The 26,224-nt window shown below is 48.8% G+C and carries 28 protein-coding genes and 2 pseudogenes; 14 read left to right on the top strand and 16 right to left on the bottom strand.

Annotation, left to right across the window (positions count from 1 at the left end; translation table 11 throughout):
* Window positions 1-8 precede the first annotated feature (8 nt).
* A complete protein-coding gene (locus IMQ56_RS22690) occupies window positions 9-1,298 on the top strand; it encodes an ISL3-like element ISPpu12 family transposase (protein ID WP_004574636.1) in 1,290 nt (429 codons plus the stop codon).
* Window positions 1,299-1,356: 58 nt separating this feature from the next.
* Here IMQ56_RS22690 and IMQ56_RS22695 read toward each other — a convergent pair.
* Together IMQ56_RS22695 and IMQ56_RS22700 are read right to left on the bottom strand one after the other, a co-directional pair.
* Window positions 1,357-1,743 (bottom strand): annotated as a pseudogene (locus tag IMQ56_RS22695) (peptidase M23); the annotation flags it as partial.
* Between the two features lie 288 nt (window positions 1,744-2,031).
* Window positions 2,032-2,481 (bottom strand): copper resistance protein, encoded by a 450-nt coding sequence (locus IMQ56_RS22700; RefSeq protein ID WP_001023257.1) that lies wholly within the window; start codon window positions 2,479-2,481, stop codon window positions 2,032-2,034.
* A gap of 234 nt (window positions 2,482-2,715) precedes the next feature.
* Between IMQ56_RS22700 and pcoA the strand changes: the two genes are divergently transcribed.
* The 7 genes from pcoA to pcoE all read left to right on the top strand — a co-directional run bounded on the left by pcoA (window position 2,716) and on the right by pcoE (window position 9,567).
* Entirely contained in the window at window positions 2,716-4,533 is a 1,818-nt protein-coding gene (pcoA, locus tag IMQ56_RS22705; RefSeq protein ID WP_000925242.1) for a multicopper oxidase PcoA, read from the top strand.
* A 5-nt stretch (window positions 4,534-4,538) separates the two neighbouring features.
* Window positions 4,539-5,429, top strand: coding sequence for a copper resistance outer membrane transporter PcoB (gene pcoB / locus IMQ56_RS22710; protein WP_001378118.1), 891 nt, complete (start codon window positions 4,539-4,541; stop codon window positions 5,427-5,429).
* Between the two features lie 39 nt (window positions 5,430-5,468).
* Window positions 5,469-5,849 (top strand): copper resistance system metallochaperone PcoC, encoded by a 381-nt coding sequence (gene pcoC, locus IMQ56_RS22715; protein WP_000025662.1) that lies wholly within the window; start codon window positions 5,469-5,471, stop codon window positions 5,847-5,849.
* Window positions 5,850-5,904: 55 nt separating this feature from the next.
* The gene (pcoD, locus tag IMQ56_RS22720; RefSeq protein WP_306308022.1) at window positions 5,905-6,783 is read left to right on the top strand and encodes a copper resistance inner membrane protein PcoD; all 879 of its coding nucleotides are present in this window, start codon (window positions 5,905-5,907) and stop codon (window positions 6,781-6,783) included.
* Between the two features lie 54 nt (window positions 6,784-6,837).
* Complete coding sequence (gene pcoR, locus IMQ56_RS22725; RefSeq protein ID WP_001188930.1) at window positions 6,838-7,518, top strand: copper response regulator transcription factor PcoR; 681 nt, start codon at window positions 6,838-6,840, stop codon at window positions 7,516-7,518.
* Complete coding sequence (gene pcoS / locus IMQ56_RS22730) at window positions 7,515-8,915, top strand: copper resistance membrane spanning protein PcoS (protein WP_001211180.1); 1,401 nt, start codon at window positions 7,515-7,517, stop codon at window positions 8,913-8,915. The genes pcoR and pcoS overlap by 4 nt, the downstream gene beginning before the upstream one ends.
* 217 nt (window positions 8,916-9,132) lie before the next feature.
* On the top strand, window positions 9,133-9,567 hold the full coding sequence (pcoE, locus tag IMQ56_RS22735) for a copper resistance system metallochaperone PcoE (RefSeq protein WP_013087108.1): 435 nt from the start codon (window positions 9,133-9,135) through the stop codon (window positions 9,565-9,567).
* A 219-nt stretch (window positions 9,568-9,786) separates the two neighbouring features.
* Here the strand turns inward: pcoE and IMQ56_RS22740 are convergent, their stop codons facing one another.
* On the bottom strand, window positions 9,787-10,083 hold the full coding sequence (locus IMQ56_RS22740) for a type II toxin-antitoxin system RelE/ParE family toxin (protein ID WP_013087107.1): 297 nt from the start codon (window positions 10,081-10,083) through the stop codon (window positions 9,787-9,789).
* On the bottom strand, window positions 10,070-10,330 hold the full coding sequence (locus IMQ56_RS22745; RefSeq protein WP_013087106.1) for a type II toxin-antitoxin system ParD family antitoxin: 261 nt from the start codon (window positions 10,328-10,330) through the stop codon (window positions 10,070-10,072). Before IMQ56_RS22745 ends, IMQ56_RS22740 begins: the two co-directional genes overlap by 14 nt.
* Window positions 10,331-10,471: 141 nt before the next feature.
* On the opposite strand from IMQ56_RS22745, the gene IMQ56_RS22750 reads away from it, so the two are divergent.
* The 4 genes from IMQ56_RS22750 to IMQ56_RS22765 all read left to right on the top strand — a co-directional run bounded on the left by IMQ56_RS22750 (window position 10,472) and on the right by IMQ56_RS22765 (window position 12,898).
* A complete protein-coding gene (locus IMQ56_RS22750; RefSeq protein WP_013087105.1) occupies window positions 10,472-10,996 on the top strand; it encodes a hypothetical protein in 525 nt (174 codons plus the stop codon).
* A gap of 366 nt (window positions 10,997-11,362) precedes the next feature.
* On the top strand, window positions 11,363-12,133 hold the full coding sequence (locus tag IMQ56_RS22755) for a TraX family protein (protein ID WP_013087103.1): 771 nt from the start codon (window positions 11,363-11,365) through the stop codon (window positions 12,131-12,133).
* Window positions 12,134-12,147: 14 nt separating this feature from the next.
* Window positions 12,148-12,486: a hypothetical protein gene (locus IMQ56_RS22760; RefSeq protein ID WP_013087102.1), complete on the top strand. Its 339-nt coding sequence runs from the start codon at window positions 12,148-12,150 to the stop codon at window positions 12,484-12,486.
* Between the two features lie 82 nt (window positions 12,487-12,568).
* The gene (locus IMQ56_RS22765; protein WP_013087101.1) at window positions 12,569-12,898 is read left to right on the top strand and encodes a hypothetical protein; all 330 of its coding nucleotides are present in this window, start codon (window positions 12,569-12,571) and stop codon (window positions 12,896-12,898) included.
* On the opposite strand, the gene IMQ56_RS22770 is transcribed toward IMQ56_RS22765, so the two are convergent.
* Window positions 12,873-13,679 (bottom strand): DUF4225 domain-containing protein, encoded by an 807-nt coding sequence (locus IMQ56_RS22770; protein WP_013087100.1) that lies wholly within the window; start codon window positions 13,677-13,679, stop codon window positions 12,873-12,875. The two genes, IMQ56_RS22765 and IMQ56_RS22770, sit on opposite strands and share 26 nt — an antisense overlap.
* Window positions 13,680-14,629: 950 nt before the next feature.
* On the bottom strand, window positions 14,630-15,643 hold the full coding sequence (gene repA / locus IMQ56_RS22775) for a plasmid replication initiator RepA (protein ID WP_013087098.1): 1,014 nt from the start codon (window positions 15,641-15,643) through the stop codon (window positions 14,630-14,632).
* 652 nt (window positions 15,644-16,295) lie between these two features.
* Here repA and IMQ56_RS22780 point away from each other — a divergent pair.
* Both IMQ56_RS22780 and IMQ56_RS22785 read left to right on the top strand, forming a co-directional pair.
* Window positions 16,296-16,562: a DUF1778 domain-containing protein gene (locus tag IMQ56_RS22780; RefSeq protein ID WP_007869691.1), complete on the top strand. Its 267-nt coding sequence runs from the start codon at window positions 16,296-16,298 to the stop codon at window positions 16,560-16,562.
* Window positions 16,550-17,035, top strand: a complete 486-nt coding sequence (locus IMQ56_RS22785) for a GNAT family N-acetyltransferase (RefSeq protein WP_013087269.1) — start codon at window positions 16,550-16,552, stop codon at window positions 17,033-17,035. The genes IMQ56_RS22780 and IMQ56_RS22785 overlap by 13 nt, the downstream gene beginning before the upstream one ends.
* Before the next feature lie 272 nt (window positions 17,036-17,307).
* Here IMQ56_RS22785 and IMQ56_RS22790 read toward each other — a convergent pair.
* From IMQ56_RS22790 to IMQ56_RS22835, 10 genes and pseudogenes are all read right to left on the bottom strand, one after another.
* Window positions 17,308-17,844 (bottom strand): annotated as a pseudogene (locus IMQ56_RS22790) (HNH endonuclease); the annotation flags it as partial.
* A 12-nt stretch (window positions 17,845-17,856) separates the two neighbouring features.
* The gene (locus tag IMQ56_RS22795; protein ID WP_023327703.1) at window positions 17,857-18,267 is read right to left on the bottom strand and encodes a hypothetical protein; all 411 of its coding nucleotides are present in this window, start codon (window positions 18,265-18,267) and stop codon (window positions 17,857-17,859) included.
* A gap of 202 nt (window positions 18,268-18,469) precedes the next feature.
* On the bottom strand, window positions 18,470-19,795 hold the full coding sequence (locus IMQ56_RS22800) for a type II toxin-antitoxin system HipA family toxin (RefSeq protein WP_047343497.1): 1,326 nt from the start codon (window positions 19,793-19,795) through the stop codon (window positions 18,470-18,472).
* 4 nt (window positions 19,796-19,799) lie between these two features.
* Window positions 19,800-20,093, bottom strand: a complete 294-nt coding sequence (locus IMQ56_RS22805; RefSeq protein WP_032636197.1) for a helix-turn-helix transcriptional regulator — start codon at window positions 20,091-20,093, stop codon at window positions 19,800-19,802.
* A 400-nt stretch (window positions 20,094-20,493) separates the two neighbouring features.
* Window positions 20,494-21,882 (bottom strand): hypothetical protein, encoded by a 1,389-nt coding sequence (locus IMQ56_RS22810; RefSeq protein WP_058672718.1) that lies wholly within the window; start codon window positions 21,880-21,882, stop codon window positions 20,494-20,496.
* A 4-nt stretch (window positions 21,883-21,886) separates the two neighbouring features.
* Window positions 21,887-22,384 (bottom strand): membrane protein, encoded by a 498-nt coding sequence (locus IMQ56_RS22815; RefSeq protein ID WP_045342032.1) that lies wholly within the window; start codon window positions 22,382-22,384, stop codon window positions 21,887-21,889.
* Between the two features lie 202 nt (window positions 22,385-22,586).
* Complete coding sequence (locus IMQ56_RS22820) at window positions 22,587-23,243, bottom strand: trypsin-like serine protease (RefSeq protein WP_023327708.1); 657 nt, start codon at window positions 23,241-23,243, stop codon at window positions 22,587-22,589.
* A 341-nt stretch (window positions 23,244-23,584) separates the two neighbouring features.
* Window positions 23,585-24,100 (bottom strand): type II toxin-antitoxin system RelB/DinJ family antitoxin, encoded by a 516-nt coding sequence (locus tag IMQ56_RS22825; protein ID WP_223998217.1) that lies wholly within the window; start codon window positions 24,098-24,100, stop codon window positions 23,585-23,587.
* Window positions 24,101-24,276: 176 nt separating this feature from the next.
* Window positions 24,277-24,732, bottom strand: a complete 456-nt coding sequence (locus IMQ56_RS22830) for a hypothetical protein (RefSeq protein ID WP_045342027.1) — start codon at window positions 24,730-24,732, stop codon at window positions 24,277-24,279.
* 87 nt (window positions 24,733-24,819) lie between these two features.
* The gene (locus IMQ56_RS22835) at window positions 24,820-26,061 is read right to left on the bottom strand and encodes a VWA domain-containing protein (RefSeq protein ID WP_047343499.1); all 1,242 of its coding nucleotides are present in this window, start codon (window positions 26,059-26,061) and stop codon (window positions 24,820-24,822) included.
* Window positions 26,062-26,224: the final 163 nt, after the last annotated feature.

The following is a 26,224-nucleotide window of genomic DNA, read 5'->3' on the forward strand; positions in this document are numbered from 1 at the left end:
ACAACACCATGACCGAACTTCCCGACAACATCCTTCACCTGCCGCAATACCAAGTACTGGGCTGCAAATCAACCGACGACGAAATGCACTTCCAGGTGGACGTGCCCGATCCCATCGCCTGCGAGGAATGCGGCGTGCAGGGTGAGTTCGTACGGTTCGGCAAGCGTGACGTTCCCTATCGTGATCTGCCCATCCACGGCAAGCGGGTCACTCTCTGGGTGGTCCGCCGCCGATACACCTGCCGGGCCTGCAAGACAACATTCAGGCCCCAGCTACCGGAGATGGTGGACGGATTCCGTATGACACTGCGGCTGCATGAGTACGTGGAGAAGGAATCCTTCAACCACCCCTACACCTTTGTGGCGGCACAGACCGGCCTGGACGAGAAGACGGTGCGCGACATCTTCAACGCCCGCGCCGAGTTCCTGGGGCGCTGGCACCGCTTCGAGACGCCCCGCATCCTGGGCATTGACGAGCTATACCTGAACAAGCGCTACCGCTGCATTCTGACCAACATTGAGGAGCGAACCCTGCTCGACCTGCTGGCCACCCGCCGCCAGGACGTGGTGACCAACTACCTGATGAAGCTGAAAGACCGGCAGAAGGTCGAGATCGTCAGCATGGACATGTGGAACCCCTACCGGGCAGCGGTCAAGGCTGTGCTGCCCCAGGCCCGTATCGTGGTCGATAAGTTCCATGTGGTGCGCATGGCCAACGATGCCCTAGAGAGAGTGCGCAAGGGCCTCAGAAAGGAGCTGAAACCGTCCCAGAGCCGGACTCTCAAGGGAGACCGGAAAATCCTGCTGAAACGCGCTCACGAAGTCTCAGACCGGGAGCGCCTCATCATGGAGACCTGGACAGGCGCGTTCCCGCAACTGCTGGCCGCCTACGAGCACAAGGAGCGCTTCTACGGCATCTGGGACGCCACCACACGGCTCCAGGCAGAAGCCGCCCTGGACGAGTGGATAGCCACCATCCCGAAGGGCCAAAAGGAAGTCTGGAGCGATCTGGTCAGGGCAGTGGGAAACTGGCGCGAAGAGACCATGACCTACTTCGAGACGGACATGCCCGTCACCAACGCTTACACGGAGTCCATCAACCGACTGGCCAAGGACAAGAACCGTGAAGGGCGCGGTTACTCCTTCGAGGTGATGCGGGCACGAATGCTCTACACCACGAAGCACAAGAAGAAGGCACCGACTGCGAAGGTCTCTCCTTTCTACAAGAAAACCATCGGTTACGGACTGCCGGACTTCGCAGAGGAACTCAACTACGGAGTCGATCTATCAACCATCTGAGGGTGGTATCAGATTGATGGGGTGAAGGTGCCCCATCAACCATTAAATCCGTATACCCGGAATAATCAATGCCATTATGGGGACTCACTTTTCCCGATACCGGGTTAAGTCTTGCAGGATTGAAAGGCGAACTGAGTCTTGCTGTGGCCGGTAACGGATAATCGAGACTGCCTTTCCCGGAAGTATCGGAAAGGTTATAGAACTTTTTATCTGATATACGATACGCCGTGTAATTAAATGAACCGGACGTAAATTTATAGGCCACGACACGTGATTTTCCCGCTTTCTTTTGCAGTACGAGTTTTAATGATTCATTTTTTTTCAAATGCCGCAGATTAAACCGGGAAGGCAAGGAGCGCTGAAGGGTAGCGATCTCGTTCGATTTCAGCCCCGAGCGGGTGGCTGAAAGGTAGGCATTTTCTTTTACGACATCGGTAGAATACATTTACTGGAATTCGCCGTTAGCATGAACACTGCGGCGTATGCTAGGGCTTTTCAGGAGGCGTGTCATCTGTCAGTTAATCGGGAGCACCGTTGATGGTCGTCATTTTTGTAACATATCTTGTTTCCCGTTTGCTCCTGAAGATCTGGGAATTGTATGACCAGCCCGACGGTGATGATTAACGGGACTGAAACAGGTTACGGCAGAGCAATATGGGGCTCATGTCCTGCTACGTAACCCGTCAGTAAAGCCCTGCTGCGCACCTGACGCTAAGCACTAACCCGCCTGCAGTTACCTGGTCGAATACAGCCCGCGAAGCTTTCTTGCCTGCGTCTGATGTGCTTCCGCACCGGCATTATTGACCTGCTCATGCACGAGAGCGGCTTTTTCTCCGGCATTCAGTTCGTTAAAAGAAGAAGACGAGGTCTTTGAATTTGCATCACTGCCGGACAGCATTTTTTTATGTTCCTCAATCATTTTCTGATGCGCATAGGACGCGCTGTTGTTCATAAATGAATGAGCAACAATGGCCCTTTCATGTTCATTCATTTCAGAGAATGAGGGCGTGTTGTTTTTATTAACCCTGTCCGGTAAGTTTTCATGCGTCGAGGAGTTCACATGACTGACGGCTGAGGCATTATTAACAAATCGATGTGCTTCATGGGCAATATCACTGGACTGAGCAAAAGCTGCCCCACAAAATAAAGCTGTAAACGCAGTGGTCGTGATTAATATATTCATGTGTAATTACCTTCTGAGGTACATAAAAGATGTCCTTATGATCATATATAAAAATAATCAACCTGTGGGGAAGATGACGTAAATGTAATACAGCTATGTACATTACACGATTGTAATGAATTTGTTTCTTAAGGTGTGCTAGATTCATTTCATTGTAAGTGGATGAACCAGTAATTTAATTTAAATCGGTTCTCGAATTCTGTCAGTAACCATACTTTAAATAAGGGAATGCGCATGCTGTTGAAAACGTCTCGACGAACTTTCCTGAAGGGGTTAACCCTCTCTGGCGTAGCCGGAAGTCTTGGCGTATGGAGTTTCAATGCGCGTTCCAGTCTGAGCCTGCCAGTTGCCGCATCCCTGCAGGGTACTCAGTTTGACCTGACCATTGGTGAAACGGCCGTCAATATCACGGGCAGTGAGCGTCAGGCCAAAACAATCAATGGAGGCCTGCCGGGGCCCGTTCTTCGCTGGAAAGAAGGTGACACCATTACCCTGAAGGTCAAAAACCGTCTTAATGAACAGACGTCCATTCACTGGCACGGTATTATTCTTCCGGCCAATATGGATGGTGTTCCGGGGCTGAGTTTTATGGGCATAGAGCCTGATGATACCTACGTTTACACCTTTAAGGTTAAGCAGAACGGGACTTACTGGTACCACAGCCATTCCGGTCTGCAGGAACAGGAGGGGGTATACGGTGCCATTATCATCGATGCCAGGGAGCCAGAACCGTTTGCTTACGATCGTGAGCATGTGGTCATGTTGTCTGACTGGACCGATGAAAATCCTCACAGCCTGCTGAAAAAATTAAAAAAACAGTCGGATTACTACAATTTCAATAAACCAACCGTTGGCTCTTTTTTCCGCGACGTGAATACCAGGGGGCTGTCAGCCACCATTGCCGATCGGAAAATGTGGGCTGAAATGAAAATGAATCCGACTGACCTCGCGGATGTCAGTGGCTACACCTACACCTATCTCATGAACGGGCAGGCCCCGCTGAAAAACTGGACCGGACTGTTCCGTCCCGGTGAAAAGATACGCTTACGGTTTATCAACGGCTCGGCAATGACCTATTTCGATATCCGTATCCCCGGGCTGAAAATGACGGTCGTGGCTGCAGATGGCCAGTATGTAAACCCGGTTACCGTTGACGAATTCAGGATTGCCGTTGCCGAAACCTATGATGTCATTGTGGAGCCTCAGGGTGAGGCCTATACCATCTTCGCACAATCCATGGACAGGACCGGTTACGCTCGAGGGACACTGGCCACGAGAGAGGGGTTAAGTGCTGCCGTTCCCCCCCTCGATCCCCGTCCTCTGTTGACCATGGAAGATATGGGTATGGGGGGAATGGGACATGATATGGCAGGAATGGACCACAGCCAGATGGGAGGCATGGATAACAGCGGAGAGATGATGTCTATGGACGGTGCTGACCTTCCGGATAGCGGGACATCCTCCGCGCCCATGGATCACAGCAGCATGGCCGGTATGGATCATTCCCGGATGGCCGGAATGCCGGGTATGCAAAGTCATCCTGCGTCAGAAACGGATAACCCACTGGTTGATATGCAGGCGATGAGCGTCTCTCCGAAATTAAACGATCCGGGTATTGGTCTTCGAAATAACGGAAGAAAGGTTCTCACGTACGCGGATTTGAAAAGCCGCTTTGAGGATCCTGACGGACGTGAACCTGGCCGTACCATAGAACTGCATTTAACCGGCCACATGGAAAAGTTTGCCTGGTCATTTAACGGAATCAAGTTTTCAGATGCCGCACCGGTGCTGCTGAAATACGGTGAGCGGCTCAGGATCACGCTGATCAACGATACCATGATGACTCACCCCATTCACCTGCATGGTATGTGGAGCGATCTGGAAGATGAAAACGGTAATTTCATGGTTCGTAAACACACAATAGATGTTCCCCCTGGTACAAAACGCAGTTACAGAGTGACAGCAGATGCGCTTGGCCGCTGGGCGTATCACTGCCATTTGCTCTATCACATGGAAATGGGAATGTTTCGTGAAGTCCGGGTGGAGGAATGATGCGAATGAAGAGAAATTTGAAGGCCATACCTGTTCTGGTCGCCGGTTTGTTTACCTCACAGCTTTCTATTGCGGCGGGCTCCGTCTCTGCAGATCCCCACGCCGGGCACGACATGTCTGCCATGCAGATGCCAGCAGATGAGAATTTCACTGAGATGACGTCAATGGAGCCCATTGTAACTGAGAGCAGAACGCCAATTCCGCCTGTTACCGATGCCGACCGGAAGGCTGCATTCGGCAATTTACAGGGGCATGCGATTCACGACAGTGCGATTAATTATCTGGTTCTGCTGGATCAACTGGAATGGCAACGGTCGGATAACACCAACAATTTCAGCTGGAGTGTTAACAGCTGGATTGGAGGCGACACAGATCGGATTTGGCTAAAGAGTGAAGGTGAACGAAGCAATGGGGAAACGGAGGCGGCTGAAGCGCAGTTACTCTGGGGACATGCGGTTGGCCCATGGTGGGATTTGGTTGCGGGTGTCAGGCAGGATTTCAGACCTGCTTCTGCCCGGACCTGGGCTGCTGTCGGTTTTCAGGGGCTGGCACTCTATAATTTTGAGTCTGAAATTACGGGTTTTGTCAGTAATGGCGGAAAAGCAGCCCTTCGTCTGGGAGGAGAATACGACGTTTTACTGACTAACCGGCTCATACTCCAGCCATCCTATGAGGTGAATTTCTACAGTCAGGATGATGAATCGCGGGGTCGCGGCAGGGGACTGACTGACACAGAGCTGGGGCTCCGGCTGCGCTATGAAATACGCCGTGAGTTTGCACCCTATATAGGCGTTTCCTGGAATCAACTTTACGGGAAAACATCCGATATGGCGAAAAGAGAAGGTGAGAAAGACCATCAGGTAGTATTCCTGGCGGGAGCCAGAATCTGGTTTTAACGCACTGATATAAAACACTCAACTAAACAGGTAAATAAAATGTCGATTTTAAATAAAGCCATTCTTACAGGTGGCCTCGTTATGGGCGTTGCTTTCTCTGCTATGGCCCATCCGGAATTAAAAAGCTCTGTGCCACAGGCTGATTCAGCCGTAGCGGCCCCGGAAAAGATTCAGCTTAATTTCTCGGAAAATCTGACCGTGAAATTCTCAGGTGCAAAATTAACGATGACGGGTATGAAAGGCATGTCATCACATTCTCCGATGCCGGTCGCGGCAAAAGTGGCGCCAGGCGCTGACCCTAAATCGATGGTCATTATTCCGCGAGAGCCTTTACCCGCTGGCACTTATCGTGTTGACTGGCGCGCGGTTTCTTCAGATACGCACCCTATTACCGGTAATTACACCTTTACAGTGAAGTAATATTATGAACGACCTGATTATGATTGTTATTCGTTTTCTTCTTTATCTGGATTTGATGGTAATATTTGGATTGCCATTTTTTCAGATATATGGAATAAGCGGTGTCAGACATGAAACCTATAACCTGACTAATTTCAGGTCGTTTATAACCTTTGCTGTTGTTACAGGCATCATTCTTACTGGCATTAATATGCTCCTGGTATCTAATGCCATGAGTGGAGTAACTGACCTCAGAGAATTATCCATCCATGTTATCGAGATGGTGATAGAAGAAACTGATGTGGGTATTAGCTGGATTGTCAGGCTCTGTGCCCTGTTTACCACACTCGGTGCTTTGTTCTTTTACACTAATAAGAGAGTATTGTCCTGCCTGCTGATGACGATGAGTGGGGGCGTGGCGCTGGCTACACTTGCCTGGGGAGGACACGCCGTTATGCATGACGGTCTGCATTACTATCTCCATTTACTGAGCGATCTGACCCATCTCGGCGCTGCAGGTGCCTGGACAGGTGCTCTGGTTGCATTTGCTATCCTGCTGATGCGCAGAAACGAGCATAATGCACAGAGCGTCATTGTGATATCTGACTCCCTGGCAAAATTTGCCACGGCAGGAACGGTGATTGTTGTAGCCCTGATCCTGAGTGCGCTGGTCAACTATCTGTATATTGCTGAGGGTAACTTAACTCCCTTATTCAACAGTTCCTGGGGGAGGATATTGCTTGCCAAGACGGCTCTGTTTGTTCTGATGCTTCTTCTGGCTGCAGCAAACCGGTTTCACCTGGGTCCCCGGCTTGAAGTTATGGTCAGGGAAGGGAATTATGATCGCAGCGTTGCCCTGATGCGAAACAGCATCCTGACAGAATTCGTTGTTGCGATTATCATTCTGGGCGCCGTAGCGTGGCTCGGAATGCTTGCTCCGTCTCAGGTCAGCTAGGGGACAGCCAAAGCTCATGCGTGAGATTTTTACTTTCATATCAGCGAGTTGACCATGCAGCGTATTTTAATCGTTGAAGACGAACAAAAAACAGGTCGTTACCTGCAGCAGGGACTGGTTGAGGAAGGCTATCAGGCCGATCTCTTTAATAATGGCCGCGATGGTCTCGGGGCCGCGTCGAAGGGACAGTATGATTTGATAATACTGGACGTGATGCTGCCTTTCCTCGACGGGTGGCAAATCATCAGCGCACTGAGGGAGTCCGGGCACGAAGAACCGGTCCTGTTTTTAACCGCAAAGGACAACGTGCGGGACAAAGTGAAAGGACTGGAGCTTGGCGCAGATGACTACCTGATTAAGCCCTTTGATTTTACGGAGCTGGTTGCACGTGTAAGAACCCTACTGCGCCGGGCACGCTCGCAGGCCGCAACAGTCTGCACCATCGCCGATATGACCGTTGATATGGTGCGCCGGACCGTGATCCGTTCGGGGAAGAAGATCCATCTCACCGGTAAAGAATACGTTCTGCTTGAGTTGCTGCTGCAACGCACCGGAGAAGTGTTACCCAGGAGTCTTATCTCGTCCCTGGTCTGGAACATGAATTTTGACAGTGATACGAATGTGATTGATGTCGCCGTGAGACGTCTGAGAAGTAAAATTGATGATGACTTTGAGCCAAAACTGATCCATACCGTTCGCGGTGCCGGATATGTCCTGGAGATCAGAGAAGAGTGAGGTTCAAAATTTCCCTGACCACACGCCTGAGCCTGATTTTTTCTGCGGTGATGCTTACGGTATGGTGGTTATCAAGTTTTATCCTGATTAGCACCCTTAATGGCTATTTCGATAATCAGGACCGCGATTTTCTGACAGGTAAACTTCAGCTCACCGAAGAGTTTCTTAAAACAGAGACGTTCAGGAACAAAACGGATATTAAGTCATTATCAGAAAAAATAAACGATGCGATGGTGGGGCACAATGGCTTATTCATTTCTATAAAAAACATGGAAAATGAAAAAATTGTTGAACTCTATGCCAAAAATTCTGTTGTTCCAGCGGTCCTGCTTAATAAGTCGGGTGATATTCTCGACTATATGATCCAGACGGAAGAAAATAACACCGTGTACCGCAGTATCTCGCGGCGGGTTGCCGTGACGCCGGAACAGGGTAAAAGCAAACATGTCATCATTACGGTTGCCACGGATACTGGGTATCACACCCTGTTTATGGACAAACTCAGTACCTGGCTGTTCTGGTTCAATATCGGTCTGGTCTTTATTTCTGTTTTTCTGGGCTGGCTGACCACACGTATTGGTCTGAAACCGCTACGGGAAATGACCAGTCTGGCTTCCTCCATGACCGTACACAGCCTGGATCAGCGTCTAAATCCCGATCTGGCTCCGCCGGAAATCTCTGAGACCATGCAGGAGTTCAATAATATGTTTGATCGCCTGGAGGGGGCATTCCGGAAACTGTCAGATTTCTCGTCTGACATCGCGCATGAGCTGCGCACACCAGTCAGTAATCTGATGATGCAGACGCAGTTTGCACTGGCTAAGGAAAGGGATGTTTCGCATTACCGCGAAATTTTATTCGCTAACCTGGAAGAACTGAAAAGGTTGTCACGAATGACCAGTGACATGCTTTTTCTGGCACGTTCAGAACATGGTCTGCTGCGGCTGGATAAACATGATGTGGATCTGGCAGCCGAACTGAATGAATTACGTGAGTTGTTCGAGCCCCTGGCAGACGAAACAGGAAAGACAATCACGGTTGAAGGAGAGGGCGTTGTTGCCGGAGACAGCGATATGCTCCGACGTGCTTTCAGTAACCTGCTTTCCAATGCAATCAAGTATTCTCCCGATAACACCTGTACAGCGATACACCTTGAGCGTGACAGTGACTGTGTGAACGTGATGATTACGAATACGATGTCCGGCCAGGTTCCCGCTAATCTGGAACGTTTGTTTGACCGGTTCTATCGCGCAGACTCATCAAGGTTCTACAACACGGAAGGCGCGGGGCTGGGATTATCAATTACAAGGTCGATCATTCATGCTCACGGCGGCGAGCTGTCAGCAGAACAGCAGGGGCGTGAAATTGTGTTCAAAGTGCGCCTGTTAATGGATTAATCCCGTTGTTCAGGAGAAACCTGGAAGGTGACAAAATTGTCATCATTCAGTCACGCGATAAACAGAGGCGGTTTTTTATAATTATTCATAAATCAGGAGCAGCGTGATAACACAATCACCTGGTTCCTGGAGTGATGATTAACCCGCCCTGAGATCAACTGCTTTCTCTGTTATAAGCCATTGATTGTTTGGGTATGTAAACACCGGAGACCCAACCATGAAAAAGATTCTCGTATCATTTGTTGCCATTATGGCTGTCGCTTCATCCGCCATGGCTGCAGAGACAATGAACATGCATGACCAGGTAAATAATGCACAGGCTCCTGCCCATCAGATGCAGTCATCTGCTGAAAAAAGCGCAGTTCAGGGAGACAGCATGACAATGATGGATATGAGCAGTCACGATCAGGCCGCAATGTCCCATGACATGATGCAAAACGGCAATTCTGCTGCCCATCAGGACATGGCTGAAATGCATAAAAAAATGATGAAATCCAAGCCAGCAGCTTCTAACGAAACAGCAAAATCATTTTCCGAAATGAACGAGCATGAGAAAGCCGCTGTTGTGCATGAGAAGGCGAATAATGGTCAATCTTCCGTTATTCATCAGCAGCAGGCTGAAAAGCATCGCAGCCAGATCACCCAGAATTAACCCGCAGCTCCACTTGTCAGACCCTCATTTGACGCCGAAGTCACTGGCTTACGCTCCCGATCGGGAGCGTTTTTTTTAAACCAAATGAAAGATTATGTCTGTGTATGATTAATCGTAGTCTGCGGCCTGTTATGAACTAAATGAACGACGGACTAAATTTAACATAAGATAGATTGCGCGAACTAAGTATTTAATTTGATTGTTATTTTACACATTCAGTTATATCCATGGTTCATGCCGCGCCGTATCCTGAGACTGACTGAGAATACGTATGATCGTAACCACCGAATGTGATGACACAAAATAGATCATGTGCTGTTCCACCGGCAGCGAGCAGATATCTTCTCCCAGCTCTGCGCGATGCGTGCCGATGTCATGCATGGCCAGCACATCAAACACTGCGGCTATACGCCCGATATACGCATCCGCCTGAACAACCCCGAACTGTCTGAAGCTGTAGTCCCAGATAGCCTCCAGATCTTCTTCTGCTTTTGGTGTCAGCTCAATCTCTTTCATTTGCCATCCTGGCCCTGACATTATTCAGGAATGCATCCTTGTTCCATGGTTTCGCCTCGCCGCTGCTGATGCCTTCGGCCAGCAGATCACGCAGTTCCTGAAGGCGTGATTCAGCTTGCTTCTCGCGCAGCAGCCGCAGCGCGTCACGCATGACTTCGCTCTGGGTTCGGTAATCACCGGCCTTAACCAGGGAATCGATAAATTCACGCAGCTCATCACCCACGTCCACCGTCATTGTACGGGCCATAACCCCTCCGTTTCATTATGTAAGATTTGTTCTTACATAAGTATATCATTTTAGCATCAGGCTTCCATGGTCAGTGATCGAGACTATGGGCTGCATTTATGAGATCAACAGGGATGCGAAATCAGATAGATATCTAATAGAATGCTGAGTTGTAGCCTTAAGCGAGAACTGGAAATGAAATTAACAGAAAATCGGGTGGATACACTCATCGATACCCTGAACGACCTGATCTGTGATGAGCAAAGTATTACTCGCGAACAGCGAGAAAATTTAATTAAAACGGTTGCCACATTGGGTGGGCTTAAGGAGCGACTACGACTCATTTCTGCGGAGAAAGAAGCCAGACAGATCGCCAAAAACGAGAAGGTAAAGAAACCGCGCGAACCGGACCTGGTGTTTCCCCGTACTGGAAAGCCGTGGCTATCAGAGGACCTCGATGTTATCCATTCCATTATCGACGATATACCTGATGACAGAATTGATGATCACATCCTGTGGCTTTCAAAACAGCAAGGGCGCACTCCCTATGCTGTCGCACTGAAGATTGTTGGTGTAGGTAGAATGGATGATGAGTGGGCGAAAGCCTGGAAACCCGCGGCAAAATCGCTTCGAGAAGATTATGCAAAGCTTCATCCTGCTCCCTCTTCGGATATCAGCCAGGAATAATAGGTTTAGGTTGAGATGTATATGAAGTTATTTTGCAGCAGCATGTTTTATAATTATAAAAAACTGCTCCTGCAAACTATGGTAAAATAATAAACAATTACACTCCTTAATCTAAATATATCAATATTTTTGCCGATATATATAGTAAGTAAGGGAGTGTCATGAACGATTTTCATATTTTAAGTATCTGTATTCAGAATAAGGATGTGGCAGGCGCAATGCGCGTGCTGCGTGATAAATCAGAATTTGCGGTGCGCAAGATTCTGGAGAAACTCAGAGTCAGGATCACAACGCAAACCGGCAGGGCATTCTGGCATTATGTTCAGGGCTGGCTGTTAACCGCGTGTCGCCAGGGGAATATACAGCATGAATCATTCATTACCCGACGTTCTTCCCACTATCCGGAACGCCAGCCAGCTCAGTCCCGCTGCACTCGATATGGTCAAACTTCTCGCACTTCTGGCCATGATTATCGACCACACCAATACGGTGTTTCTGTCGTCAGCCTTGCCGGTGATGTATGCGCTTGGCCGGATGGCCTTCCCCCTGTTCACGCTTATATGGGCGATGAACGTACAGCGCACCCCGGAGCGACTGCAGAAGAGAGCCAATCGTCTGTGGATCTGGGCAGTCATAACGCAGCCGGTGTTCAGCCTGGCCTTCCAGAATCAACAGCCCTGGTGGGCCCTGAACATTCTGTTCGTGTTTGCAGGCGTCACGCAGCTGCTTGCCCTGCAGTACCGGCACGGCCGGAAAGGAATGCTTGCCGGGTATCTGCTCCTGGCCCTTATGATTTGGCCCCTGCAGCCGGCAAGTTACGGACTGGCAGGAATAACGCTGGCCATCAGTATGGCAACGGTTTCTGGCAGCGATACACCCGGAGTGCAGCGGCTGGCAGCCATCACTGCCGTGCTGTCACTGATTTGTTTAAACGGGTTATCGCATCTCCTGGATATGCCCGCAGAAACATTATTACTGGCCACGCTGCCTACTCTGGCATTCCCCCTGGCAGTGGTTTCATTCTGCAGGCAAATATGTCCGGAGGGCCGTAGGCGTTTCATGCCGCGTAATTTCTTTTATTATGCTTACGCCGGCCACCTGGGGATCATTGGTCTGGTACAGACTACTTTTGGCTGACTTAGGATGACGTGATGGCTATCAGTGAGAAAGAGCTTCTTGAGGCAGGTTTCAGTAACCGTGATGTGGATACTTTACTGGAGCGGCTTTCAGCAACCGGTGGCACTATGCAGGGCTTCATTGCAGCACTTTCACGACGCTTCCGGGTATCGGTATGGATCACGGTCGCGCTCGCTCTGATTATGCTGGTCATTCTCATCGCCGGCAGCCGGACACATATCCTGTCTGGCGGCATGAGTTCCCTCGTTGTCCTGACCATTGCCTGGTTGACCTTTCCACCGGCTCTTGGCTGGAAAGCATTCCGCCTGCAGAAGAATGCCCGGGGCAGGTTTCAGCAAAGTGATAGCCCGTAACCACCTGACAGATTATCGGTCGGGCTTAACTGGTTATTGGCGCAGGGCATGTTAAACTTCCCGCAGGGAAAAGGAGAGAAGCATGAACCATGAAAGTGATCTGATGAACCACGGCTTCAGTGAAGAGGACATTGTCCGGCTGCGGGCCAGTTCAGCTAAGACGGGTACGGAGATGGATACCCTGCTGAACGATCTGGCAAACCGTTTTAAGGCCCTGATATGGGTGTTGTCAGTCATGTTACTGATTTTTGTGGCCACACTTTTGGCTGGCTCGAGGATGCATACCATTTCCTTCGGCGTGGCTATTCTTGTTCTTGGCACTCTGTTTACGATTACCATGCCTTTGAAGCTGGCCTATAAATCATGGCATTACCGCCGGAAAAATCTCATTTCCCGGAGTCATCAGAAGTGATCAGATCGAAAACAACCTTAGCCTTTACCCCCCATCCCACAATTTTCATTGTCAGTTTACCCCGGGACATGGTGTCGATTTTCCGGTAAAAATCGGTGCTGATATAGTTAAACAGACGCCATGTCCCAGGTCTGGCCATTAATCCATAGACACTGTAGATATTGCCTGCAAGCGCGATCCCGTTGTATATCCCTAACCCTGTTGATCGTTCAAATCCCATGAATTTAGCGATGTTCATGGCACCATCACCAAACATACCCTGCGTGTCAGGTTCATTCAGGAACTGACGACCAACTTCACGGGTTATCGTGTTGGCCGAGTCGACAATCAGAATAGCCCCGGCAAGAACGCCTACGGGGGTCATTGAGGAAGTCAGCACGAAGCCAAATACGCCCTGCATACCTGCCAGCACCACTTTAATTCCTGAGATGACATAACCGACCATCCGGTCTTCATCCCTGACGTATTTGATCTGGGCATATAGTTTCGCATAACCGGTCTGGAGCTGCCGGCTCTGCTCAAGCAGACTGCTGTTTTCTGCCTGCAGGTTACGCAGGCAGGTCATGCACTCTTCGTCAGACTTTGCCCGCCGGGCACGCTCAAATTCGCCATTAATGACAGATTTAATTTCATCGATGAATTTGAGACGCGTCAATCCATCCCCCAGATGTCGGGCGCCAACAATATTAGCGGTATTGACGAGTTTGCGGGCCTCCAGATTAATCATGGTTTCTGCCCAGAGTCGTGCCTGGCTTTTGTTTCCCGGAAGAATTATATCCATTTTACTCATCCTGATTGAAAATCACCCGTTAAAGCTTATCGCGCTCCCGGATTTAGGCAACCCTGCTTTAAAGGGTAAAATAATAGTCTGATGCTGTCAGTAAACCTTCGCCCATGATGGCCAGCCTGTGTAGTCCAGGGTTCATGGAACATGTATGCCGCGAAGCGGCATGGAGACGCCAGCCGGAGCTGAACCGGGTGATTCTGGTGAGGGGCGTCGTAACCGGCATCAGCCGTTACGGATTGATAGGTTCTGCCAATCCCATCCCTTTCCCTGCAAAGCTATACCCGCTTAAAGCTTTCCGATTGCTAATGTGCGCGGTCGGAGTGAGTCCGTCAAGGCCGATGGCCGCTGACGGGCTGTATCTCCGCGTTAGCGCCGTCAGGCGCTTACGAGCGTGTATGAAGTGATTACCGCGACTTAACTACAGCTACTCTTGATACTAGTTACAACATCCCTCTTAAAGCGAGGGTGTTCCGGCCCTTTGGGCCGGGGCGGCGTCGGTTTAGCAGGGGTTAGGTATGTATGCGGTGCCGGGTTCTGGCCAGAAAGGGGCCCGGCGCTTGCGACGGGAGGTACTTTTGATTTTGTTCTGAGCGCGAGGCCGTGAGGCCGCTGCATGCGAAGGCATTTTTCGTTATCCACAGAGTGACTGCAGACAAAGATCTACTCTGGAATGAAATGAACAGAGAGATAAAAACGGTGAAGTAAGACTGTTTTGCGGAATGTCTTTTATTCGTTTCCGGGTTACTTCACTTATTCGTTTGCGGATTTCTGTGTAAAAAAAAGAGACAGTGGCCACTGGGGGCCATAACGACAAGCAGAACGTCATGGTGACCGGAAGGAGAACGGAGTGAAGGTTGAAAAATGAGCAGAGTGGCCGAAAAAAACCAGCACGAAAAGCCCCGGTGAGGGGCCCGTAAACAAGAAGACTGTTGTGTCGTCTGTGACTAGTCCGGGGGAGAAAGCGCCAGATCCAGCTGGTAAAGATGCTGGATGGCCAGAGCCTTCAGGCGCTCAGATGTGCACCAGTACGCTTCGTCAGGCGGGAGGGTGCGGTAAATCCATTCAGACATTGCATGGAGTCGTTCATCTGCCGGCAGCTTAATCAGATTGTTGGCACGTTTACGCTCCGCGCCTTTATTGCGGCGGTAAACGAGTGCCTCCCGACGCTTACGGCCAGACCAGCATTTCCGCGCAGAGTGGGCCTGAACATCATCATGTTCGCTCATCACTCCTTCCCGGATCAGCTGCTCACGCTCGGCGCTCTGACGGAGCTTCTTCTCCTGCTCTTTAAACAGCTTGTCCATATCGACGCCCAGCATCTGGAATCCCACGGGGGTTATATAGACATACGTTGGCAACCAGGTGCGGGATTCACGATCCCAGGCGCGTTCTTCTGCGAGGCCCAGAACGCCAAACCGTACCTGTTCCTCAATAAGCCGTGAAAGGCGTGACACCGTCACCTCCGTTTCAGGAATGACATTGCCTTTTGCGTCCTTTGCACTGAGTTCTTTTGCAAGACGGGAGATACACATGCCGACGGTATGCTTGCCGGCATCACAGAAGCTGATGAGCACTGGCCAGAGCGCATCGAGCAGGCGCTGACGTTCCGGACGGAAGCCATATTTACGTCCCGCCTTACGGCGGCCGGCGACATAGAGAGGGTGACGAGAAACATGCATGCGCAGGCTGACCTGCCCGGTTTCTTTGTCTTTTTTCACCAGGCGATTGTAGGCATGACCGAGCTGTCCGGAGAGCTTTTTATAATGCTCCGGGCGATACCAGGCCGGGTTCTCACATTTGGCTTTTGTGGAATGCTCACCGCGTTTGCGGCGGGTCAGTTTTTTGACCGGTGCAATGAGGAAATTACCCTGAGTGCCGGCATCGACATCCTGGCAGAAACGGGTTAGCTCATCTTTCGGTAGATCTGACCAGTGAACAGAAATCTGATTGTCATTCACGGCGGCCTGTTCTTATGGCGGCCGGGTGTTGTGTTATGTGGTGCATGCGTTATAATCCTTCACAGGCCACGCGCCTGCTTTTGGACCCCCTGATATCTGTGTCTTCCGCCAAGATGATGACAGATGTCGGGGGGGTTGTGCATTCAGGCTCCGGGAAATCCCGTTACCTGCTCCTGAACGTTTTACTGGACACGTCCTGTCCCTGTCTGTTTCCGGAAGTCCGCATTTCTTCCGTAAAACCATCTTTTGCCACCCGCCTGCCTCACCACAAAGCAGTCAAACCGTCAGTTTGAGTTAGGACACAAAAGTAATCTGAATCAACAATCTGTCCCACCACAAGACGATCGCTGACGATCCGAATACTACCTTCTCATCAGTAACTTTTCCAGATGTTAGACCAGATAACAATCCATAGTTTTCATGCTAATTGTCCGGATGAGACTGCTAGCAAGCATCGCACGCAGTAAATTCAGGGCGTTGGGTTTGATTTGGTAGGCCAGAGCAAGGAAAATAATTTAGAGGAAGAGCTTTACCTAATAGTTGCAAGTTGACTCTTTCGTATGTTCACTGCACTTAAAAAACCGTATAGCTTTTGCTATACAGAATCCATATGGTATGCTTGTAAAGCAATCGCTATACAAGGAGCGCACTCATGAAATCAGATGTTCAGCTCAACCTTAGAGCTAAAGAATCTCAAAGAGCACTTATTGATGCTGCAGCAGAGATTCTCCATAAATCACGCACGGACTTCATCCTGGAAATGGCATGTCAGGCTGCGGAGAATGTGATCCTCGATCGTCGCGTATTTAATTTTAACGATGAGCAGTATGCAGAGTTTATCGATATGCTCGATGCACCGGTTTCGGATGAGGCGGCTATTGATAAACTTCTGGCAAGGAAACCTCAGTGGGACGTGTAACAGCACCAGAACCATTATCCAGCTCCCATCAACTAGCAGAGTTCGTCAGTGGTGAGGCAGTACTTGATGACTGGCTTAAACAGAGGGGATTAAAAAACCAAGCTCTTGGTGCAGCACGAACGTTCGTCGTTTGTAAAAGAGACACTAAACAGGTTGTCGGTTTTTACTCTCTGGCCACCGGCAGCGTTAACCACGTGGAAGCAATGGGAAGCCTCAGGCGCAATATGCCAGATCCAATTCCCGTAATCATACTTGCTCGCCTGGCAGTTGATGTTTCATACCGTGGCCAAGGGCTCGGGGCCGATTTACTGCATGATGCAGTTCTGCGCTGTTACCGTGTAGCTGAGAATATTGGAGTCCGTGCGATTATGGTTCATGCACTGACTGAAGAAGCCAAAAACTTTTATCTTCACCATGGCTTTAAGGCATCACAAACTCAGGAACGGACATTGTTTTTAAAGTTACCACAGTGAGGTTTGAGGAAGAAAGGGGCTTGTTCGATATTTAAGATATTGATTTATAATGACTTTACCATTGAATTTAACATAATCTTTGTTATGCGCACTAAGATTAATTAAGAACAAATCCAGCCGTTTCGGGCCCAGCCTTGTTCTGCTCATTCAGCGAATTATGCCCATAGATTCTATGCCATCAACGTTCATAACTGTCGTTACAGTCTTGCGTGTTCTCTACGGCAGTCACCTGCACATCCTGAAAGCGCAACCCATCCACACCGGAAACAACCGGTTATCGCACAACGGCCCGAGAAATTCTCGATGAGCAGAACTTTGAATTTACCCTGTGCCACGCCACTACGTTGCGTCACTACACGCTCGCAGTGCTCACCCATGATATCTACGTCAGGTTTACGCATCGGCTCGCTGATGGCCATCTCAGCTTGTTTAAGGCTGGAACGTGGATAGGCCAGGTTATATGCTGCGCCTGTGGTCATTTGCTCGATAACCGCAGGCGCATATCCTTCGGCTTCGAGCTTACGATATGCAGCCCGGTAGTCTCGTTGGGTTTTTAGCGGGTAAAGGTTTCCGCCTTTACCATCGAAAGCGATAAACCAGAAATCGTCCGTGCCAGTTTTCAGATTTCTGCAACGTTTCAGATGCCATCCGCTTTCTCTCGCCCAGATGGTACGGTTATTTCCGGCATTCGTTTTGTCATAACCGTTCTCGTCAAGCCAGCTGTCAAAGCTGGTCAGTCCCAGATTCTGAACCTCCAGAGAAGGCACTCGAATGACTTGCAAGGTATGGCGGGGTCTTGGCTCTCTCATCTTGATCTCTTTCTAGCGCTGGTCTGGGAAATACGGATATTGCGGGCCATATTCATAGTCATGTTGGCCTGGCTCAACTTCCCAGAACGGACGGCCGCTAATTGTCTTTGGACCGCGCTCGTTTACGATGTCTTCTACATCCTGGATATTAAATGGCATCGTTGACAGTAACAGCTGATCTTCGGGTGTCAGCGTCACAGTTGTACCGTCAATACGGCTGTAAAGATCGGCAAACTGTTTACCTGCACCGTGTAACCGGTGCTCCGCTACGCTTCTGATTGCGTGTAAGTCCAGCTCCGCCGCTTCCATGCGATCCACGTACAGTTTCATTTCTTTACGTAATGCACCCAGTTCACGAACTTTAATAAATCCGTAGACGTATCCACCCAGGGCGATAACTGCAATCATTGCTAAAATTGCCATTTTTTTCTCTCACGTGATTGCGGCCGTCGCAATGTGAAGTCTGGGAATTCGCTGGATGTTAAGTACGTTTTCATCCCCAGACCGACAGATGCTAAGGCGCGATCCCAACACTCCATTTGTAAGTATCAGGCCCATCTTCTCCGCTGGTGGCATCAGCTACAATCTGTGCATACGTTCTCCAGCAAGTTCTCAATTGCGGCTGTTATTTCTCAGCCAGGCGCCTGCATTGCTGCCTCATTCCATCAAAAATACTTTCGACAAGCTGCTGGTGGAACTGGTACGGAAGAAGCCCGCTAACACGTTCAATGACTCCCGGGGTTCTGGCGATGATTTCCTCTATCATCGCCTCCGTCTGCTGTTTACTCAGGCCGGTTATCTCACCATGCCTGATCCAGTGGCGTCGTTGTATTCGATATATCTGGTAATAGTTGCTACTGCCACGTACGGCCATCGCCAGTTTGCACTTCTGCAAGGATATCTGATTGTTCCCTTGACCGATCACCGGCCATGCCGACAACACATCATAGAGTGGTGTAAGGTGATAACGTCCCTGTGGCCCAACAGAAATACTGAAATTTTTAGCGTGGCCATCTGTTGCGGCCATCATCCAGAAAATTATCTGCGTCATAAAAAACTGCGCTTTGTCATGCTCTGCGCGGTCTGAATTACTCAGTACTTCCATAATTTCCGATATACCTGGCCCGCCGTCCGCCTGATATTTTCGTAATGGCGAAACGCCCAGGGCCTGACACATATCCTCCTGGGGTAAACGAATGATCCATTGTCCGTCTCCTGACCATTTTCGGTCAAAACGTTCTACCACCAGCGCTTTCTGATCTTCAAAGTGAGCAATCTGCGTTCTTGCCACGGGGAGCCCGTACTGTTCGAGAAGTACCGAGCAGAGCCATTCATTTTCAACCGACGAGCTCATGTCGGCTTTCATGTTCCCCACAAGTCCGAGCGGTAGCTTGAATATATGCGTCGTTGGTGTATTACCCTCCGGCATGCACCACCGATCTTCATGCCACAGTAGGGCTGTTTTCTCCTGAGCACCGGCAATAGATAAACGTAAGTCGTCGTTATCTTCTGGCCTGCCCGGTAGCAATGTCTCCGTGGTATTACGCAAAGTTGCCGCAATTTCTGATTCAGTAAGAGGGTGACACTTCACGGAATATAAATCTGTGGGTTCGTCTCCGTCATGAAGCAGCTGTATCGCGCCCACGCAGTCTTTTCCCAGCTCCGTCAGCAGATCAAAAGGCTCCAGGCTATCGGCCTTGTAACGCATTGCCAGACGTCTGCGTATGCCTTCGCTGTCCGGGAGTAAATTATCAAAATAGTCACGTACCACATTTCCACGCCAGACCTGGTTCCCGGGAGTAAAAGGAAGGGACAATGACAGCGGCCTTCCCTGTTCGTCTGCACTCCAGTCAGGAAGGTATTGTAAGCTGTCTACCCCTTTACTTTTTTCCCAGTATCCGACTTTGATTCCGTTCATCCAGATTGCCAGGCGCTGCTGTTTCCGGCTCATATCGTTACCATTTCTCCTGTCGTGCAGGTGAGTTTGATTTAAGCATTTCTTCCGTCTGCTTCCTCTCTGAAGAGGTGGTTGTCGAGGAGAAGCTGATTTTTACGCCCAGGATGGAAAACACCTTGAATAGCCGTTCAATGCTCGCACTGGCAGGGTTGGCTTCCAGACGTGAGTATGTCTGTTGAGTGACCCCTAACCTTTCGGACAGGTCTTTTTGCGTCAGGCCATTCGCCTTGCGAAAACCAATGAGCAAGGGACGCAACTGGTTGAGCGTGTTTAACGGGTAATCATTATTGATCATAAGCTGGCCTCGGCAGTTCCTCTGATACACCTTGCAGGCTGTTTTCTAAACATACACCCTAAAAGCTGTAATATCAAATTAACAGCCTAAAAGCTGTTAAATATGAAATACAACCTTTAGGCTGTTACTAAGTAACAGCATAGATCTTTATGACGTTTGATATGAGAGAACTTTCGATTATAAGCCGTTACGCTCGTACAGCATCCGGGAAGAGAGCTGACAGGTCAGGATCATCAGTTAACGAGAACCGGAGTATCTTATGGCCCCTGTTGTGAGCTGTATAAGAGCTATGACCTTCCATTTGCCTCCAGGAGGAGGCAAACAGAGTATTAAAAGCAAAGGCAGACATTTTTAGCAGCTGGTGGGCTATGGGGTTCCAGAGGTGCTCCGGTGAATGTTACTTGACTGGCAAGCTTCCTGCTCTGATGGTCAATGCCTCGATGCTGTCTATATTGTTCTGAAGCTCTTCCAGTTCCGCCTTTTCAATACCGGCCCAAAGCTTTAAGTGTCGCTGATAAAGGGACCACTTGAGTGAGTGAAAACCATTCCAGGCCAACCCCATCCAGGAGGCATAATTCGCATTGAGAATAGTGCCGGTGATATACATTTTACCTGCGTTAACAGCACTGGAAGTTCCATAACCCAGGGCAAGCATCATCCGGAAGCGTGGATTTAGCCGCAACGGCATGGTATCCAGTAAGGTCTCCCCAAAAGCTCCTTTTCCCAGCGATACCTGTTTCGCCACAAAGAAAACCCGCATCAAAACTTCCATTATGGTCATCGGAATACTTGTCACGATAAACTGACGAAAGTCATACCCGTTGACATACATGTACTCTATTTGTTTGCCGAAGTTAGAACTCCCCACAGGGATCCCCTCAAGCATACGAAGTAGCCCCATAAAAGGAGCCGGTAAACCCATGCCACGGTTTCCTTTTGCTGAGGGGGCATTAACATCCGATGCCAGGTGTCCAAACATTCTGGCGATGAGCCTGAAAATATTGGTTTCGTCTGTAACGCCTTTACTGGAAGGATAAACCACGATCTGTCCATTCTGAACCACCGTACAGGTCCCGTTCAGCATATCCTTTATGCCGAAAATAATGCCCAGTATGGGGTCGTGTGACAAAGCTCTTAAGCGGTGATTTGTGGGAGACAAAACGCCAACGGCTGCACCCACTAAATCGCTGCTGATCGAACTGTCTGGTGCCCCTATAGGAAACAAATCTGAGAGTTTTGTACTCAGGTCCTCCGGCAAAATGGCATTGAAGGCTTTCTGGACCTGTTTATTGAAAATACCATCCACTTCTGCCGTAAAGCTCACCGTAGGTTTTGGTGGGGCTCTGACGCAAAGTAAATCCAGCATGGATGCTATGAGCCCGCATCCGCAGGCAATAGCATAATCCCAGGCGTCGAGTGCGTAGCGATCATTAAATTCTTTAATATGATTCTGGATCCGGGCATCTACAACAGCCAGGTCATCCGTGGAGAGTATTGTGGCCAGTCCAATATCACCGCATACACGCTGGTTAGCCTCTCTATAGATGGTTTTAAGGCCTGTTTGAAGCATGGCAGCATCTGAGGGGGTCATTTCTCGCAGATGATGTTCTTTAAGCGCCAGATGCTCCGCTTCATCAAGTTCAGTGCCGCTGATTAGCCCGGTCAACTGTGCCTTAAGGCTCTCTATATCACTGTTAATTGTCTCGTGAGCGTTCGCGATATCCTGACCACGGAGCTGAATATAACGGATGGCTCTGAGCTCATCATCATAAGGAGACTGACTCATGTGTTTACCTCGCTGCGCCCAGTCCCCCTTTGGGGGCTTTTTTATTAAGCATATCGATGTGCGACTTTATGACAGCAATTTCTGCCTTAAAGTACTCAGCGTTCGACATTAACTTTTCCTGAACATCGTAGAGCTTTTTAATGGCCAGAGTAAGGGCGACTTTCAGCTTCCCATTTTTCCTGTGTTTCACTATCGCGTATCCGCCAATCCCTAACACTGCTACAGGCGCAGCCAGGATTCCAATTCCTGCCACCATGCCACCGCCTACGATAGATCCTGCTGTTGCGAGCCCGGAGGTTATGCCTGCTGCTGACACTCCCGTTGTACCAAGCGTATAGAGAGCACCGAAGGAAGCCGCAGCGCCGACGCCTGACCCCGCCAATGCTGCTGCGCCCTCAGTAATACCCGGGAACTTATTTTCAAGCGCCTGAAGAGCACTTGTAACTTCATCCATTGCCTTCTTGCGAATTTTTTCCAGCTCTTCAGTTTCGGTAGCGTCCATTACAGGCCTCTTATTCTTAACTTGCTGTGTTATGGGTGAAAAAGTGCACCATAAAAGTGATGAAGAAATCATGACTTACTATTGGGGCACTTTCCAGTTCACGGTTGTCAGTTTTAATGCTGTTGCTGTTAGTAAGGGCAGACGCCATATCGGGCAGACCTGAAATAACTGCCGTGCCGTTGCCCCTTTGGAACTGGCTTTCCTAAAAATCTGTTGCGGACTGAACAGACATGTGCGGATTTATATCTGGACTGGTTCCAGACATAATTCCAATCAGGCTTCCAATGACAAAATGCTGGTCACCCTCGGAGACGACATAGGGTCCACCTGAGCATCCTTCGGTGTTGTAATGTGCGATTACAAAGCGAGTTGTGTGATGATGGGGAGAATGATTTGAGCAATTTAAAGGCCAAATGCCTAAAAATTCACCAGGGAATGTCGAAATTGTTTTCTCATTCATTGGATATCCGACACCCAATGTATCCATGCCAGCTGCGGGAGCTAGGACCTTAAAGTAACTACTTACAGGCTGTTGTATTCCAGCTGGTAATACGATTTCTGCACTGTCAACAAACGGAATGCCGTCTTTAAAGTCTGCCCTATCATTAGCCTCATTGAGAATGAAATCGACTAGAACAGGCTCTTCGTTCAGCAGTCCTTGATGGTTAAGAAATTTGATGTAAAGTTTTTGGGTATTGCTAAGGGGATAGTTTTTTCCAAGAGCATTGGTAACAACATGGGCTGCGGTGAGAATCTTTTGCTGCTGACCATTATCGAAACCAAACGCAGTTGCTTCGATATGGCTACTAAAATGAGGATCATTACTTACATAGATTTTACAGACGTAGTTTTCAAACATTATTTCCTCCTTTTGCCAGTACCTAATCAGTTACACGACTGCATGTTATAAACAACTAAACTCTCTTCCTGATATTTGAGTTTGTATGTTTTGCCAGGCACCAGCTCACCTCTGAAACACGGTTAGTCTCCTCCATGACATGGTTATGGCGATGGTCAGAAACTGTTATCGACGAAAGACTGGAATTCCTTTAATGGCATTATCCATTTCAAGCCGTATGTACTGAACGGGAGCGTATATTTTTATGATTCCAGATCTGAATCCTGAAACATTCCCCGTACCTGAACATTGAGGGCATACAGCGTTTCTTACTTTTTTCATCCTGCTACCTCATCTTTTTTTTAAAAGCTTTCCTTAAGCCTGTTTTCGAAATCGAAAACAGAAGATTCGAATTCTTTTTTTTCTGGATGAGAAATTTTTACTTGCTCATATCCGTATCCAAAATTACTGAAATCGACAATTACCGTCAAAATTTTATTAAGCGCATTTAAAACCTGAGCTGCTTTTGTTCTGCTTTCAAGGAAATTCAGCTGCTCTTTAGCACTGCTATAATAGCTGTCAAGTCTGCGATAATATTTCTGAATTATTTTGCCATCAATAATATCTGATTTATTAATCCATACCTGTAAGTTTAAGACAATGGCAAGGGCTTCGGATAAAATATCGTTGAACGTCTTTAAAAGATCATCCTGAGTTTTGAAACTCATGAGTGCAGTAAAGGGAAGCTTTTTGTTTTCAGCGATGTACTGATAGAACGCAGTGATCGCCTGTGTCTGACTGACATCGAGGTTTTTTAAAACCTCATCAGCAGTCATTTTGATTGCATCGTCAATCCGAACGTTTATCGTTGCCATCATCTCAGTTCCTGTTGGGAGAAGATATTAATGTAAAGCGTTTTTGCATTACACGCAACCAGTAATGCAAAAATGCATTACATCAGGCGGATTAGTTTTTTCTGGTCAAAATACACGATGTGATTTTTCTTTAGCCGAGATCCATCCGATCCCCACGCAACCGGTAAAGGTTCGCAGGTTTAATCAAGATAGGTTTCGTATCTCCCTAAGGGTGGGATGGATAAACTCATAATGGCATCTGTGTTTACAATGAACGTATCCGAATAAAACTCATCCAATTTAGTAAAGTTTAGTTTCTTGCAAAAGCCTAATAAATATGGATTTTTTACGTCTTCAATTACAACATCGCCCCAGGGATTCGCTTCACAGCAAAGCTTCAGAAAAGACTTAAACCATCCCTTGTTTTGTATTTCTTCCGGAAGCTGTACCACATGTATGGCCAGACAATCTCCCTGGTAACGATTAGTACTTTGTCTAAGCCCTACAACAATCCCCTTTTCTTGAATCTGTACACCTGCCTGATGCTCTTTCATGTCGGGCGTATAGTGCCTTGCTCTGTTTAACCAAGCCACCAGCTGCTGAGCCGTAGTTGGTGATTCTTCAGCTATCCATTTCAGGTACTTGATGCGGTCCATATGCTCCTCCCTGTACGATTTCCAATGAAAGGCTCTACAGTATTAAGCTGCTGTAGAGCTCATTCAACCATGCTCAAACGGTGCGTATTAAAGGATGCCTAACCTTTTTGTTTCATCGATCCACGGTCTGAATTCTTCCAGTAGATTATCATATAACTTTTCATCGCTAATCGAACCGAAATCATCCATGGCAAAGAAGTGGGTGTTATCAACCCGGCGGTCAGTAAAGTCATCCAGATTTTTGAGGATACCGTAGCTTGAACCACCCAGGCCGACAAACTTCCAGAAGATGGGGTAGTTGGCAGAACGCCGGATTGCATCTTTAATCGCCCGGGTCTTGCTGATCCCGCCATCGGTAATAAATACTACATATACTGGGATTTTCGAGTCCTTAAAATAGTCGACTATTTCTTCCATCACAGGAGGCTCGTTGTTTGTCCCTCCAAGGCCCGGCAGGTTCTCCCAGGCTGAACGCTTTCCAGACCCGCGAATGGACTGAATATATGTGTCCAGGTTGTCCAGTGTGACGTTTGGATACTTCTTATGCTTCTCTCCAAATCCCCAGACATCCATTTCACCGTCGTCGTCGAACTGGGCGGCAAGAACGGCGATGCGGTCCAGCACAGACTGAACGTTACCCTTACTGAACTGGCCACTCATCGAGCCGGATGCGTCAAGTACAAATGCAACCGCTGCCTCAAGGGTGTCCAGTTTATTTTTAGTGAGACTGACCGAGGCTTTTTTAGCGAGGCTTACAAGGCGCGGAGATCTGGTTTCCAGTTTCTTTTCCAGACTGATACGAGCTGGCTTTGCTGGCTGCGGAGCTGGCTGTGCGACATCAACGCCATAGCTAATGGCCAGAGGCTCAAGTCCACCGTTGAAACCCTGCCCGAGCGCACGAAGCTTCCAGGCGCCATTGTGCCGATATACTTCACCCAGGATGATTGCTTTCTCACTGCGGCCCTGAGTCTCAGCCTGAAAGTCAGCGATACCAGGAGCCTGAATGCTCAATAAACTGAGCCCACTGATGGTATCTTCACCATCAATGACAACGGTGATCGCAATTTTACTGACGTTCGCTGGAACACGATCCAGTGCTATATCAATGCTGGACTGCTGCGAACCGGTAACGAGCTTGACTGCCCCCTCAGGAGAAGCCAAATTATTATAAAAGATAAAGTCAGAATCGCCACTGACCTTTCCCTGAGCATTAAGCAAGAACAGGCAGGTATCGGGTTCGCCTTTAAAGCCGGATTTGGCAGGGTACTGAAGATTCAGCCTGATAGCAGATTGCTGAAGGGGTATGTTTTGTCCGGATTGTAGATTCATATTAACTCTCCTGATTTTTGATTATTTTTAAAGCGCAGCGTTTATATATGTTCCCCAGGCTTAGTTCAGGACGCTGGATATTCGGTGAGGCGTAAATATGGTGTGACACCATATTTCATCACGCTGAAGTTTCTATACCTGTTGAATTTGAATTTTCATTGCC

The sequence above is a fragment of the Enterobacter sp. Res13-Sevr-PEC09-46 genome, assembly GCF_015672585.1.
GTDB lineage: Bacteria > Pseudomonadota > Gammaproteobacteria > Enterobacterales > Enterobacteriaceae > Enterobacter > Enterobacter hormaechei_C.